General features: G+C 72.7%; 11 protein-coding genes. 1 reads left to right on the forward strand and 10 read right to left on the reverse strand.

The features are described from left to right. Nucleotides 1-2999 (reverse strand): Rne/Rng family ribonuclease (locus tag ABZ215_RS29465; RefSeq protein WP_354953226.1); only part of this gene is annotated, 2999 nt, incomplete at its 3' end. Between the two features lie 524 nt (nucleotides 3000-3523). Between ABZ215_RS29465 and ABZ215_RS29470 the strand changes: the two genes are divergently transcribed. Continuing rightward, nucleotides 3524-4834, forward strand: coding sequence for a S8 family serine peptidase (locus ABZ215_RS29470; RefSeq protein WP_354953228.1), 1311 nt, complete (start codon nucleotides 3524-3526; stop codon nucleotides 4832-4834). A 708-nt stretch (nucleotides 4835-5542) separates the two neighbouring features. Here ABZ215_RS29470 and ABZ215_RS29475 read toward each other — a convergent pair. The 9 genes from ABZ215_RS29475 to ABZ215_RS29515 form a co-directional block, all read right to left on the reverse strand. Beyond that, nucleotides 5543-6370 carry an ABC transporter permease gene (locus ABZ215_RS29475; protein WP_354953230.1) on the reverse strand — a complete coding sequence of 276 codons (828 nt, stop codon included), beginning with the start codon at nucleotides 6368-6370 and terminating at the stop codon, nucleotides 5543-5545. 58 nt (nucleotides 6371-6428) lie between these two features. Next, the gene (locus ABZ215_RS29480; RefSeq protein ID WP_020420794.1) at nucleotides 6429-7232 is read right to left on the reverse strand and encodes an ABC transporter permease; all 804 of its coding nucleotides are present in this window, start codon (nucleotides 7230-7232) and stop codon (nucleotides 6429-6431) included. Next, nucleotides 7232-8143 carry an ABC transporter ATP-binding protein gene (locus ABZ215_RS29485; RefSeq protein WP_051123608.1) on the reverse strand — a complete coding sequence of 304 codons (912 nt, stop codon included), beginning with the start codon at nucleotides 8141-8143 and terminating at the stop codon, nucleotides 7232-7234. Before ABZ215_RS29485 ends, ABZ215_RS29480 begins: the two co-directional genes overlap by 1 nt. 56 nt (nucleotides 8144-8199) lie before the next feature. Continuing rightward, nucleotides 8200-8955 carry an IclR family transcriptional regulator gene (locus tag ABZ215_RS29490; RefSeq protein WP_020420792.1) on the reverse strand — a complete coding sequence of 252 codons (756 nt, stop codon included), beginning with the start codon at nucleotides 8953-8955 and terminating at the stop codon, nucleotides 8200-8202. 69 nt (nucleotides 8956-9024) lie between these two features. Continuing rightward, a complete protein-coding gene (ndk, locus tag ABZ215_RS29495) occupies nucleotides 9025-9435 on the reverse strand; it encodes a nucleoside-diphosphate kinase (RefSeq protein WP_017987723.1) in 411 nt (136 codons plus the stop codon). A 54-nt stretch (nucleotides 9436-9489) separates the two neighbouring features. Then, nucleotides 9490-11031 carry an alkaline phosphatase D family protein gene (locus ABZ215_RS29500; RefSeq protein ID WP_020420791.1) on the reverse strand — a complete coding sequence of 514 codons (1542 nt, stop codon included), beginning with the start codon at nucleotides 11029-11031 and terminating at the stop codon, nucleotides 9490-9492. A 61-nt stretch (nucleotides 11032-11092) separates the two neighbouring features. After that, nucleotides 11093-11458 (reverse strand): DUF4260 family protein, encoded by a 366-nt coding sequence (locus ABZ215_RS29505; protein WP_237337359.1) that lies wholly within the window; start codon nucleotides 11456-11458, stop codon nucleotides 11093-11095. A gap of 113 nt (nucleotides 11459-11571) precedes the next feature. Beyond that, the gene (locus ABZ215_RS29510) at nucleotides 11572-11964 is read right to left on the reverse strand and encodes a DUF4233 domain-containing protein (protein ID WP_017987720.1); all 393 of its coding nucleotides are present in this window, start codon (nucleotides 11962-11964) and stop codon (nucleotides 11572-11574) included. Beyond that, on the reverse strand, nucleotides 11961-13430 hold the full coding sequence (locus tag ABZ215_RS29515; protein ID WP_354953233.1) for a folylpolyglutamate synthase/dihydrofolate synthase family protein: 1470 nt from the start codon (nucleotides 13428-13430) through the stop codon (nucleotides 11961-11963). The genes ABZ215_RS29510 and ABZ215_RS29515 overlap by 4 nt, the downstream gene beginning before the upstream one ends. Between the last annotated feature and the right edge of the window lie 21 nt (nucleotides 13431-13451).

Genomic DNA, 13451 nt, shown 5'->3' on the forward strand with positions numbered 1-13451 from the left:
GCCTCGCCCCGGGCGAACCGCACTACTACCGGCTCACCGGACCGCGGCTGCTCGTCGAGTACGACAACACGCAGCGGCACGCCAACCACGGCACCGGACTGACCCACGGCACCGGACTGAGCCGTGGCACCGGACTGAGCCGTGGCAGCGGTCTGGGTCGCACCCGACTGGGCGGCACCCGACTTGTCAGCCGCGCTGGGCTGGGCCGCTACGTCAGCCTGGTTGGTCGCGCTGGGCTCGGCCTGCGCCTCGGCCGGAGCCGGGGGCTGGGGCGCCGCCTCGGGCTGGACCGTCGCGTTCGGCTGGGTCTGGGCTTCGGGCTGGGCCGTCTCGGCGCGGGCCTTCCCGCGGGAGCGGGACCGCCGGTCAGGGCGGTCGCTGCCGGCCTTCTCCGCGCCGGTGTGCGCCTCGGCGGGGGTCGCCTCGGCCGGGGCCGCGCCGTTCTCCGCCTTCTCGCCGCCCTCGGTCTTCGTCGAGGCGATCTTCGCGGCCTTGGCCATCGCCTCGACGGCCGAGATCGTGCTCTCCCGCTGCACCGGCGACGGCTCGGGCGTCTTCTCCGCCTGCGGCTCCTCGACCTTGGCGCGGCCGCGCGACCGGCGCGAACCGCCGCCGCCACCGCCGTGCTGGTGCCCGCCGCCGTTGCCGCCGTTGCCCGACTTCACCGGCTCGGTCGAGACGATGACCCCGCGGCCCTTGCAGTGCTCGCACGTCGTGGAGAACGCCTCGAGCAGGCCGGTGCCGATCTTCTTGCGGGTCATCTGCACCAGGCCCAGCGAGGTGACCTCGGCGACCTGGTGACGCGTGCGGTCCCGGCCGAGGCACTCGGTCAGCCGCTTGAGCACCAGCTCCCGGTTGGACTCCAGCACCATGTCGATGAAGTCGATCACGATGATGCCGCCGATGTCGCGCAGCCGCAGCTGGCGCACGATCTCCTCGGCCGACTCCAGGTTGTTGCGGGTGACCGTCTCCTCGAGGTTGCCGCCCGAACCGGTGAACTTGCCGGTGTTGACGTCGATCACCGTCATCGCCTCGGTGCGGTCGATGACCAGGTAACCGCCGGAGGGCAGCCACACCTTGCGGTCCAGCGCCTTGGTGAGCTGCTCGTCGATGCGGTGCTCGGCCAGCACGTCACCGGTGCCGACGTAGCGCTTGAGCCTGGGGGTGAGGTCCGGCGCGACGTGCTCGACGTAGGCGCGGATGGTCTCCCACGCCGTGTCGCCCTGGACCTCGAGCGAGACGAAGTCCTCGGTGAACAGGTCGCGGACCACCTTGACCAGCAGGTCCGGCTCCTCGTAGAGCATCACCGGGGCGGAGGACTTCTTGCCGGAGGTGGCCGCGTCGGCCTTCTCCTTGACGACCTCCCACTGCGCCTTCAGCCGCCGGACGTCGCGCTCCAGCTCCTCCTCGCTGATGCCCTCTGACGCGGTGCGGATGATCACACCGGCGTCCTCGGGGACGATCCGCTTGAGGATGTCCTTCAGCCGCCGCCGCTCGTTCTCCGGCAGCTTGCGCGAGATGCCGGTGGCGCCGCCCGAGGGCATGTAGACCAGGAAGCGGCCCGGCAGCGAGATCTGGGTGGTCAGCCGGGCGCCCTTGTGCCCGACCGGGTCCTTGGTGACCTGCACCAGCACGTTGTCGCCGGTGGACAGGGCCTGCTCGATCTTGCGGGACTTGCCCTCCAGGCCGGCGGCGTCCCAGTCGACCTCGCCGGCGTAGAGCACGGCGTTGCGGCCGCGGCCGATGTCGACGAACGCGGCCTCCATCGAGGGCAGCACGTTCTGCACGCGGCCCAGATAGACGTTGCCGACGATCGAGCCGCTGCCCTGCGAGGTCACGAAGTGCTCGACCAGGACACCGTCCTCGAGCACGCCGATCTGGGTGTGCTCGCCGCGCTCGGCGACCACCATCGTGCGCTCGACCGACTCGCGCCGGGCCAGGAACTCGGCCTCGGACAGGATCGGCGCGCGGCGGCGGCCCGCCTCGCGGCCGTCCCGGCGGCGCTGGCGCTTGGCCTCCAGCCGGGTGGAGCCGCGGACGCTGCGCACCCCGTCCGAGCTGCTGCCGCTCTTCTCCTCGGCCTTCGCCTCGCGGACGTGGACGACAGTGTTCGGCGGGTCGTCGGTGGTGGCGTCGGCGCTGTCGCCGTCCGAGCCCTTGCGGCGGCGACGGCGACGGCGGCGACGGCTCGAGCCTTCGGTCTCGTCGGTGTCCTCGGACGGCTCGCCCTCGTCGGCGGTGTCCTCGTCCTCGGCCTTGGCGGTCTCCTCGGCAGGCGCGGTCTCGTCGGCCTCGGTGGTCTCGGTGGCGTTCTCGTCGCCGCCCTTGCCCCGGCCACGGCCGCGACGGCCCCGGCGGCGGCGACGGCGGCCTGCGCCGTCCTCACCCTCGTCGGAGTCCTCGTCCACCGGCTTGACCTCGGCGGGCTGCTCCGCCTTGGGGGCGGGCTCCTCCTCGACGGCACCGGCCTCCGGCGGCAGGAACACCGGCGACGGGGCCGCGAAGACCGGCATGTGCGGCGGGCGCTGCGGCTGCCGCACCGGCTCGGGCTCGGGCTCGGCCACGGGTTCGGGCGCCGCGGCCGCCGGCGCGGTCTCGGGCTCCGGCGTCGCCTGGGTGGCGGGCTCGGGGGTGGTCTGGGCGGCCGGTGTCTCGACGACCGGCTCGGGCGTGCTCTCCGGGACGGCGTCCGGCGCGGGCGCCGCGTCCTCGGCCGGGGCGACCGCCTCGGGAGCGGCGGCCTCCTCGACGGCCTGCTCGTCGGCCGGGGCGAGCGCCTCGGCGACCTTCACCGCGACCTCCCGCGGCACGCTCGACTGGGCGCTGCGCGCCGTCTCACCCAGTTCGGTGAGCTTCGCCAGCACGACCCGGCTGTTGGAGCCGAGCAGCTTCGCCAGGGCGTGCACCCGGACGCGGGGCGGCAACTCGCCCAGCGGGCCGGTTGCGGGTAGGGCGGTGTTCCCGCCGGTGTTCTCGGCGGGTGTGTCCGCGTTCGACATACATCTCCTCCGCCCCCGGGCGCGTCCCAGCCGCTTGGGCTGGCGGACGCGGCCGCACAGGGGCCCTTCCTGTCTGTTCCGCCGGGGTGGTCACCGCCGGCGGGAATCCTGTGCCTCGTCTCGCCCCGACGGTGCCGGGGTCCGGCACCCGCCGATGGCAGGTCCGCTCGGTGACGGGCCGTCCGAGCCGGCGGTTCCCGCCCGCCTGCCGCTCGTCGAGCCACCCAGGTGGTTCCTGGCGGCGACGACCTGGCGCTCTTCCGGCCTGTCTCCGGACCGCAACCCCCGGACGGACCGCAGGTCGCGGACGTGTCGGCGGAAGCAGCCAAGCCGAGTATCCCACACGGTGCGTCCGGTGCGGCGTACTCGGTGCCAACAGGCACGTGACCACGGCCGGGCGAACTTGCCGCGTGCGCTTGTCGCCGCCGCGCGGGGTGGCTTAGCGTGCGGCAGGACGCCGACGGCCCCCCGGCCGCTGTTCGCCCTGTTGGAGGTCCCCGTTGCCCGGCTTCGGACGATCACTGGTGGCGGTGGCGTGCGCCGTCCTGGTGGTGGCGCCGGCCCACGTCGCGGCGGCGGAGCCGGAGCAGGCGTGCTCGGACAGCGGGCGCGACGTGCGGTACCTGGTCGTCTTCGACCGCGACACGCCCGAACCGGCGGCCCGCGACCAGGTGGGAGCCGCGTGCGGGCAGCTGACCGGGTATCACCCGCAGATCGGTGTGGGCGTCGCCACCTCCGGCGACCCGGACTTCGCGCCGCGGATGGGCCCCGGCCGCACGTACAGCGCGCAGAACGAGCGGCGGGCGGGGCAGCGGTCGGCGCGGCCCAGCCTGCGGGCGACCACGCCGTCGGAGGTGCCGTCCGCGGACCGCGCCGGCGAGCAGTGGAACCTCGCCGCGGTGGGCGGGCCCGGCACGGGCAGCCCGGACGTCGTGGTCGGTGTCCTGGACTCGGGCATCGACCCGGACCACCCCGACCTCGCGGACGCCCTCGACCGGGGCGACTCGGCCGGCTGTCTGAGCGGTGTGCCCGACCCGGCTGAGCGCGCGTGGCGGGCGACGACGTCGGCGCACGGCACGCACGTCGCGGGGATCATCGCGGCGGCCGACGACGGCCGCGGCACGACCGGGGTCGCGCCGGGCACGCGGGTGGCGTCGGTCAAGGTCATCGACGACCGTGGTCTGGTCACCCCGGAGGCCGTGGTGTGCGGGCTGATGTGGGCGGCCGAGCGCGGGATGGCGGTCACCAACAGCAGCTTCGCGATCAACACGTGGGCCTCGTCGTGCGCCTGGACACCGGAACGCGAGGTCGTGCGCGAGGTGGTCGGCCGGGCGCTGACCTACTCGGCTTCGCGGGGCACGGTGAACGTGGCCGCGGCGACGAACGACGCCGTCGACCTGACCCCGGCGTCCCGGGCGGGCGGGTGCGACGCGCTGCCGGCCGCGCTGCGGGACGTGGTGGCGGTGTCGGCGGTCGGGCCGGACGAGGTGAAAGCCGGGTACAGCTCGTACGGGCTCGGCGTGGTGGACCTGACCGCGCCGGGCGGCGACCGCGGCACGTGCGTGCTGTCCACCACGCCCGGCGGGTACGGCGAACTGTGCGGCACGTCGATGGCGGCGCCGCACGTGGCCGGCGCAGCGGCGGTGCTCGCGGCCGAGCGGCCCGGTTCGACGGCCCGGCAGCTGCGGCGCGCGCTGGAGGAACGCGCGCGGCCGGTGCCCTGCCCCGCCGACTACGACCTCACCGGCGACGGACGGCAGGACGCGTTCTGCGCCGGGTACACCGGCTACAACGGCTTCTACGGGCATGGGCTGGTGCGCGTCGGCGCCGGCTGACGGTGGGCCGCGCTCCGGGTGGCCAGGACGGCGCCACTGTGAGCGATGTGGTCGGGCATGCCGGGGTGCGAGGTGGTCCGGCGCTTCCACGCGACTGCGGGCGCGGGAGCAGCCCGCTGTGGCGTTGGGCCGTGCTCCAGATGCCCGGACGGCGCCATCGGGTAGACGATGTGGCCTCCCTGCCCGGGTGCAAAGGTGACCCCGCGCCTCCGCGAGACAGCGGGCACGAGCTGGCGCGGTCGGCGCCCCGCGCGCCCCGAACGGCCAGGACCCGGCCACGCATGAGGCGATGTGGCCCACCATGCCGGGCGACCCGAGGCGGTGGCAACGGGCGCGGCCGGTGCCCGGCGGGCCACCACCTCACCCGGCGCGGGTCAGCGCAGGAGCAGGCCGCTGAGGCGGCGGGCCGCGCCCGACGGGCACCGCGCCCCTATGAGGCGATGTGACCGACCATGCGGGGGTGCAGGGTGCCCCGAGGCGGTGGCAACGGGCGCGGCCGGGTGCCGCGCCGGCGGGCTGCCCCTCGCCCGGCACTGGCCAGCGCGGAAGCAGCCCGCTGACGCGGTAGGCCGCACTCCAGATGCCCAGGACGGCGCCACCGAGTAGGCGACGTGACCGACCATGCCGGCGCGCAGGGCGACCCGAGGCGGTGGCAACAGGTGCGGCCGGGTGCCGCGCCCGGCGGGCCACCACCTCACCGAGCACGGGTCAGCGCAGGAGCAGTCCGCTGAGGCGGCGGGCCGCGCCCCAGATGCCGAGCACCGCCAGCGCCACCAGGTACGCGACGTGGCCGATCATGCCCGGGTGCAGGGCGCCGACGGCGAACTCGCGCATCAGCTGGATCCCGTGGTAGAGCGGTGAGCACTGCACCAGCACCTGCAGCGGCCCCGGGTAGACCGACAGCGGGTAGAACGTCGTGGCGAACAGGAACATCGGGACGACGGCCAGCTGGATGTAGTCGAACTGGGACGTCGAGCGGAGGAAGGTCGCGCAGGCCATGCCAATCGCGGCGAAGGCCAGCGCGATCAGCAGCGCGACCGGGATCAGCAGCAGCGCCCACGGCGAGGTGACCAGGCCCATCGCGGCCATCACGGCGAAGAACGCGACCGAGTAGAGCCCGCCGCGCAGGACAGCCCACGAGATCTCGCCGATCGCGATGTCCAGCGGGCCGATCGGGGTGGCCAGCATCGCGTCGTAGGTCTTGGCGTAACGGAACTTGAAGAACACGTTGAACGTGCTGTCGAAGACGGCGCCGTTCATGGCGGACGAGGCGAGCAGGGCGGGCGCGACGAACGCGACGTAGCTCATCGGCTGCCCGTCCGCTCCGATGGCGTCACCGACGAGCCTGCCGAAGCCGATCTGGAACGCGACCAGGTAGAACAGCGGCTCCAGCACGCCGGACGCGAAGACCAGCCACATGCGTGAGTAGGCCAGGATCGAGCGCTCGACGAGCTTGCTGGCGCGGCCGGCGTACAGGCCGGGCGGCAGGACGCGGAGGAGGACGCCGCGGCGCGGGGTTTCGCTGAGTGTGGTCATCGGTGCCCTCGCGTGGTCGGCCGGAGTCGGGTGGTCCGCAGGGAGCAGGCGGGCATGGTCACACCACCAGACGGCGGTAGAAGTAGTGGCGCGCCAGCAGCGCCCCCACGGTGAACAGGGCCGCCAGGAACGCCAGGTGGCCGAGCGCGGGCAGCAGCTCCAGGCCGCCGAGGGTGACGCCCCGCGCGAGTTCGTTGCCGTGCCACAGCGGGGAGATCCAGGCGAGCCAGCGCAGCGCCACCGGGATCTGCTCGATCGGGAAGAACGTCCCCGCGAACAACGTCATCGGCATCACCACGAACCGGAACACGGCGTTGAACCGGACGCCCTCGTCGTACGTCGTCGCGGCGAGGGCCGTCACCGGCGCGGCGCACGCCAGGCCGGTCACGGCGCCGACCAGCACGACCAGCACCGCCCCGGCGTTCAGCCACGCCCCGAACGGCACCGCGATCAGGGCGTACACCGCGCCGGACAGCAACAGCCGCAACGTCACCCAGATCAGGTGCCCGCCGAGCACCTGCCCCGGCGTGACCGGCGTCGCCGTGACGGCCAGGTAGTCCTTCTGCCACTTGAACCCGGACAGCACCGGGTACGTCGACTCCCCCACCGCGTTCTGCATCGCTGCCGACACCAGCAGCGCGGGCGCGATGTAGTGCACATAGGACAGTCCGCCGGTGGCCGGCCCGGCCTGCACCTGCGAGCCGAAGCCGAGCCCCATCGCCAGCAGGAACAACAGCGGCTGCAGGCCGGTCGAGTACACATTGGACTTCCAGTACCGGCGGTACCACGCCCAGTACCCCTCGACGCGCAACCACGCGCCCTGCCACGCCGGGACGACCCGGCCCGTCGACGAAACGCTCATCAGTCCACCAGCGTCCGACCGGTCAGGCGCAGGAACACGTCCTCCAGCGTGCTCCGCCGCACCAGCGACGACAGCGGCCGCACCCCGCGCTGGTGCACCTGCTCCAGCGCCGACTCGCCCGCCGCGGTGTAGAGCAGCAGGCGGTCGGGCAGCACCTCGACCCGGTCGGCCAGGTCGGCCACCCGGTCCGCCGGTGCCTCCTCCCCCGGAGCGAACCGCAGCTCCACCACCTCGCGGGTGGAGTACCGCAGGATCAGCTCGGCGGGCGAGCCCTCGGCCACGATCCGCCCGCCGTCCATGACCACGAGCCGGTCGCACAGCTGCTCGGCCTCGTCCATGTAGTGCGTAGTGATGATCAGCGTGACGCCCTGCGCCTTCAGGCGGAACAGCCTGTCCCACAACAGGTGCCGCGCCTGCGGGTCCAGCCCGGTGGTCGGCTCGTCGAGCAGCAGCAGCTCGGGATCGTTGACCAGGGCACGGGCGATGGTCAGCCGCCGTTTCATGCCGCCGGACAACGGCTCCACCTCGTCCTCGGCCCGGTCGGACAGCTGCGCGAACTCCATCAGCTCGACCGCCTTGCGGCGCACGTGCGCCCTCGACAGTCCGAAGTAGCGGCCGTACACGTGCAGGTTCTGCCGCACCGTCAGCTCGTTGTCGAGGTTGTCCTGCTGCGGCACGACACCGAGCCGGGCGCGGATGCGGGGGCCCTCGACGTTCGGGTCCATGCCGAGGACCTTCAGGTCCCCGTCGGACCGCGGCGACACCGACGCGATCATCCGCATCGTCGACGACTTGCCGGCGCCGTTGGGCCCGAGGAAGCCGAACGCCTCCCCGCGCCGGACCTCGACGTCGATCCCCCGCACCGCTTCGAAGTCGCCGAAGCGCTTCACCAGCGCCTTGGCCTGCACCATGCTCGGTTCGTCCACACCCAGCACAGTACGACCGGGCACCGACAGTTTCGATCGGTTTACGGCGCGGCCAGCTCCCGCGTCAGCGCGGACGCCGCGGTCCGCACCGCGGGCGCCAGCCGTTCCACGTCGAGGCGCTCGGCGCTGCCGGTGATCGACACGGCCGCGATCAGCCTGCGCCGCCGGTCGTACACCGGCGCGGCCACCGCGGCGACCCCGACCTCGGCCTCCTCGTGGTTGACCCCGTACCCGCGCTCCACTGCCCGGTCGAGATCGCGGCGCAGCAACCCGGGCGCGACGATCGTGCGGGGCGTCTTGCGGGCCAGCCCGGCCTCGGTGACGCGCCGGAAGTACTCCGGCGGCCCGAGCGCGAGGAAGACCTTGCCGGTCGCGGTGCAGTGCACCGGCATCCGGCCGCCGACGCGCGAGCGGATCGGGGTCGAGCGGTGACCGGTGACCTTCTCCAGGAACAACGTGTGACCGCCGTCGGGCACCGCGAGGTGGATGTTCTCGTGCGTGGCCTCGTACAAGTCCTGCAGGTACGGCAACGCCGCTTCGCGCAGCTCACGCCGCCGCGGCACGCGCTGGCCGAGTTCGAAGAGCTTCATCCCGAGCCGGTAGGAGGCGCCGTGACGTTCCAGCCCGCCCCAGCGGACGAGTTCGGCGATCATCCGGTGGGCGGTGGCCTTCGGCAGGCCCGTGCGGGCGGACAGTTCGGCCAGGGAGAGTTCGACGTCGGCGGGTTCGAACGCGTCCAGCAACACCAGGCCGCGCGCCAGCACCGACTTCGGGACATCGCCTTCGTTGGCGGTCATGCCCCAGATGGTAATTCCCGGGAGGGGCTCCCGGTAAGGATCAATCCCACCGGGAGCCCCCGCGGTTGCTCAGAGGTCCGGGAACCAGAGCTTCAGCTCGCGCTCGGCCGACTCGGGCGAGTCCGAGCCGTGCACCAGGTTGAACTGGGTCTCCAGGCCGTAGTCCCCGCGCAGCGTGCCCGGGGTGGCCTTCTCCACCGGGTCGGTGCCGCCGGCCAGCTGGCGGAAGGCCGCGATGGCCCGCACGCCCTCCACCGCGATCGCGACGACCGGACCGGAGGTGATGAACTCCAGCAGGTCGCCGAAGAACGGCTTGTCCTTGTGCTCGGCGTAGTGCTCCTCGGCGACCGAACGCTCGACGGTGCGCAGCTCCAGCGCGGCCAGCTTCAGCCCCTTGCGCTCGATGCGCGAGATGACCTCGCCGACGAGGCCGCGCTGTACGCCGTCGGGCTTGACCAGAACCAGCGTGCGTTCACTCACGACTGTGTTTCTCCTTAATCACGTGCACGGATTGCCCGAAGCCTACTGGCCTGGTCAGCGCTGCGGTTCCAGGGTGGTCGACCACAGCGAGGCGCCCGTGCCGTCACGGAGATCGACTCGCAGCTCACCCGAGCGGCCGTCGATGTTGATTTCGCCGAAGTGCTGGAAACCGGCCATCGGCGAAGTGTTCGCGGCGGGCGGGGCGTGCACGAAAACGGCCTGCGGGCCGAAGGTCGGGTCGAGCGTGTTCGGGCCGAACGCGCCGGCGTGCAGCGGGCCGGAAACGAATTCCCAGAACGGGTCGAAATCCTGGACCGCGGCGCGGTCCGGCGAATAGTGGTGTGCCGCGGTGTAGTGCACGTCCGCGGTCAGCCACACGGTGTTGCGCACCTTTCGCTTCGCCAGTTCCCGGAGCACCCACGCGATTTCGCTCTCACGGCCGGCGGGCGCGCCGGGGAGGTTGTTGGCCACGCCCTCGATGCCGGTGGAGCCGTCCGGCACGGCGAGCCCGATCGGCAGGTCGGCCTGGACGATCTTCCACGTCGCGCGGCTGCGGGACAGCCCGTCGACGAGCCACTTCGCCTGTTTCTCGCCGAGGATCTGCCCGGGCTTCGTGGGGTCCGCGGTGTTGGCGTCCTTGTAGGTCCGCATGTCCAGCACGAACACCTCCAGCCGCGAGCCGTAGGTGAAGCTGCGGTACACGCGGCCGTCGACCGCCCGGCGAGGGTCGATCGGCTGCCACTCGTGGAACGCCTGGAACGCCCGCGCGGCCAGCACGTCGACGCGCTTTTCGGTGTACTGCGGCAGGTCCAGGATCTCGCCCGGGTACCAGTTGTTGGTCACCTCGTGGTCGTCCCACTGGACGTAGCTGGGCACGGCGGCGGTGAACGCGCGCACGTTCGCGTCGAGCATGTTGTAGGCGAACTGGCCGCGGTACTCGTCGAGCGTCTCGGCGACCTTCGTCTTCTCCGGGGTCACGATGTTGCGCCAGACGCGGCCGTCGGGCAGCGTGACCGTCTCGGTGAGCGGGCCGTCGGCGTAGACCGTGTCGCCACTGTGCAGGAACAGGTCCGGCTTGCGGGCGAGCATCGCGGCGTAGGCGGTCATGCCGCCGATGTCCGGGTTGATGCCCCAGCCCTGGCCCGCCACGTCGCCGGACCAGGTCAGGCGCACGTCGCTGCGGCCGACCGGCGCCGTCTTGAAGGTGCCGGTCAGCGGTTCGCTGGTGGCCCGTCCGTCGAGCGATTCCGCGGTGACCCGGTAGTGCAGTTCGGTGCCCGGCGCGAGCGCGGAGATCCGCAGCTTGCCGGTGCCACCGGTGTCCGGGGTCAGCAGCGGGCCGCGGACGGTCCGCGCGTGCCGGAACGACGGGTCACGCGAGACCTCGACGATCATGCGGGAAGGCCGGTCGGCACGGGTCCAGACCAGTGCCGAGTTCGGGGTCACGTCGCCGGACTGGATGCCGTGCGTCAGGACGGGGCGGTCCTTGCGGACGAGGGCGGCGTTCGCGAAGGGGCTGCCGAGGACGCCTGCGGCGAGGACACCGGCGCCGACGAGGCCGGTTCTGAGGGCGGAGCGGCGGGTCTGTTCGGTCATGCCGGAGTTCTATGCGGGCTCGGGGGCCGACGGGCCAACTCCGGCTGTCCGGACGGTGAACTCACGCGGTGGCGCGCTGCCTGCCGTCGGCCGTGCGCAGACCGTAACCGAAGGCGCGGTCCACGACGATGTGCGCGAGCCAGGCCAGTCCGAGCGTGAAGGCGGCGGGGCTCGCGACGAAGCTGAAGACCACGAGCAGGACCACCGGACCCGCCCAGTGGTGGGCAGCGTTGTAGAACGGCACCACGCGGCGCGGTAGCACGCCCCGCTCGGCCTGCGGCGCGCCGATCCCGGCCAGGAACGTCAGGTCCGGCCCGATCAGGCCGAGCAGCAGGGCGCCGACGGTCCAGCCGCCGTGCTTGACAGCCTCGAACACGGCGAACGCGAGCAGGAAGACGCCGGCGACGGCCCAGGCGGTGCGCTTCATGGGAACACTCCTCCGAGATCGGTTGTCCATTTCGAGAGCAGTGCTCTCACAAAGACAAGCATGACCTGGCCGAGTGCCCTTGTCAAGAGCACTGCTCTCTGTTCGGATCGCCGCTACTGCTGCTGGCTGGGCAGACGGCCCTCGGCCATGCGCCGGGCCACGTCGTTGCGCAGCCACAGCGCCCACAGCCAGAACGCGAGGAACAGCAGGCCGATGACGCCGATGGCCACCGTGTCGACGAAGTACGCCACCAGCGCGACCTGCAGCACCAGGATCGCCGGCACCGCCCAGCGCCGCTTCAGCACGCCGCACAGCAGCACGTGCAGCACGGCGATCACGATGATCCCCCAGCCCGCGAGGGTGCCGATGCCGCCGCCGAGGTTCGCGATCACCGGCAGCGCCAGTCCGACCGTGATGGCCTCGCAGATCAGCGTCCCGGCCATCACGCCGCGGAAGGACTTCATGGGGTCCTTCGCCGGGGGCCGGACCGTCTTCTCCTCGCTCACGCGGGCTCCTTCCCGAACAACGTCCGCGCGTCCCCGACCGTGACGACGGAGCCCGTGATCAGCACACCGCCGCCGGCCAGCGGTTCGCCGCCGTCGCTCTCCTCGACCAGCGCCACCGCGGTCTCCACCGCCGCGTCCAGGCTGGGCTCGGCCACCACCCGGTCCTCCCCGAACACCGCCAGCGCCAGCTCGTTCAGCTCGTCCAGCGGCATCGCGCGGGGCGAGCTGTTCTTGGTGACCACGACGTCGGAGACCACCGGCTCGAGCGCCTCCAGCACGCCGCGCACGTCCTTGTCCTCGAGCACCCCGATGACCGCGGCCAGCCTGCGGAACGCGAACTCCTCCTCGATCGCGGTGGCCAGCGCCCGCGCGCCGTGCGGGTTGTGGGCCGCGTCCAGCAGCACCGTCGGCGCGGCGCGCACGGGCTCCAGGCGGCCCGGGATCTCCACCGCCGCGAACGCCTCGCGCACGGCCTCGATGTCGAGCCGCCTGTCCTTGCCCGCGCCGAAGAACGCCTCGACCGCGGCCAGCGCCAGCAGCGCGTTGTTCGCCTGGTGCACGCCGTGCAGGGGCAGGAAGATCTCGTCGTAGACGCCGCCGAGGCCCTGCAGGCTCAGCATCTGCCCGCCGACCGCGATCTCGCGCCGCAGCACACCGAACTCGCTGCCCGCGCGCGCGACCGTGGCGTCCACCTCGACGGTGCGCTCCAGCAGCACGCGCTGCGCGTCGGGCTCCTGCTCGGCGAGGATCGCGACGCTGCCCGCCTTGATGATCCCGGCCTTCTCGCCGGCGATCCCGCCGAGGTCGCTGCCCAGGTAGTCGGTGTGGTCGAGGCCGATCGGCGTGATGACCGCGACCTGCCCGTCGGCGACGTTGGTAGCGTCCCAGGTGCCGCCCATGCCGGTCTCGATCACCGCGGCGTCGACCGGGGCGTCGGCGAACGCGGCGAACGCCATGCCGGTGAGCACCTCGAACTTGCTCATCTTCGGGCCGCCCGCGTTGTCCACCATGCCGATGTAGGGCGCGATGTCACGGTAGATGTCGACGTACTTGGACGCCGCGATCGGGGCGCCGTCGACGGCGATCCGCTCGGTGACCAGCTGCAGGTGCGGGCTGGTGTAGCGGCCGACGCGCAGCCCGAGGCGGGACAGCAGCGCGTCGATCATGCGGGTGACCGAGCCCTTGCCGTTGGTGCCGGCGACGTGGATGACGGGGTAGGTCTTCTGCGGGTCGCCCAGCACGGTCATCAGCGCGGCGATGCGGTCGAGCGACGGCTCGATCTTCGTCTCCGGCCAGCGCTGGTTCAGCTCGGCCTCGACGCGCAGCAGCTCACGGCGGGCCTGGCGCTCGATCTCCTCCAGGTCGACCGGGTCGATCTCGGCCGGGTCGTCGGGCAGGGGCCCGGCTACGAAGTTGCCCCCGCTGGACAGCTCCGCCGGGTACTCCTCGTCCTCGCCCGATGTCACGCGTTCTCCCTCTTCGGCCGG

This window comes from Amycolatopsis sp. NPDC006131 (genome assembly GCF_040614175.1).
GTDB lineage: Bacteria > Actinomycetota > Actinomycetes > Mycobacteriales > Pseudonocardiaceae > Amycolatopsis_E > Amycolatopsis_E tucumanensis.

Bases quoted from the DNA above. Each gene is read 5' to 3' on its own strand.
- ABZ215_RS29485 (WP_051123608.1), bottom strand. From the start codon at position 8,143: ATGGTGCAGGCCAAGGCGCTGGTGAAGCGCTTCGGCGACTTCGAAGCG.
- ABZ215_RS29480 (WP_020420794.1), bottom strand. From the start codon at position 7,232: ATGAGCGTTTCGTCGACGGGCCGGGTCGTCCCGGCGTGGCAGGGCGCG.
- ABZ215_RS29490 (WP_020420792.1), bottom strand. From the start codon at position 8,955: ATGACCGCCAACGAAGGCGATGTCCCGAAGTCGGTGCTGGCGCGCGGC.
- ABZ215_RS29505 (WP_237337359.1), bottom strand. From the start codon at position 11,458: ATGAAGCGCACCGCCTGGGCCGTCGCCGGCGTCTTCCTGCTCGCGTTC.
- ABZ215_RS29475 (WP_354953230.1), bottom strand. From the start codon at position 6,370: ATGACCACACTCAGCGAAACCCCGCGCCGCGGCGTCCTCCTCCGCGTC.
- ABZ215_RS29500 (WP_020420791.1), bottom strand. From the start codon at position 11,031: ATGACCGAACAGACCCGCCGCTCCGCCCTCAGAACCGGCCTCGTCGGC.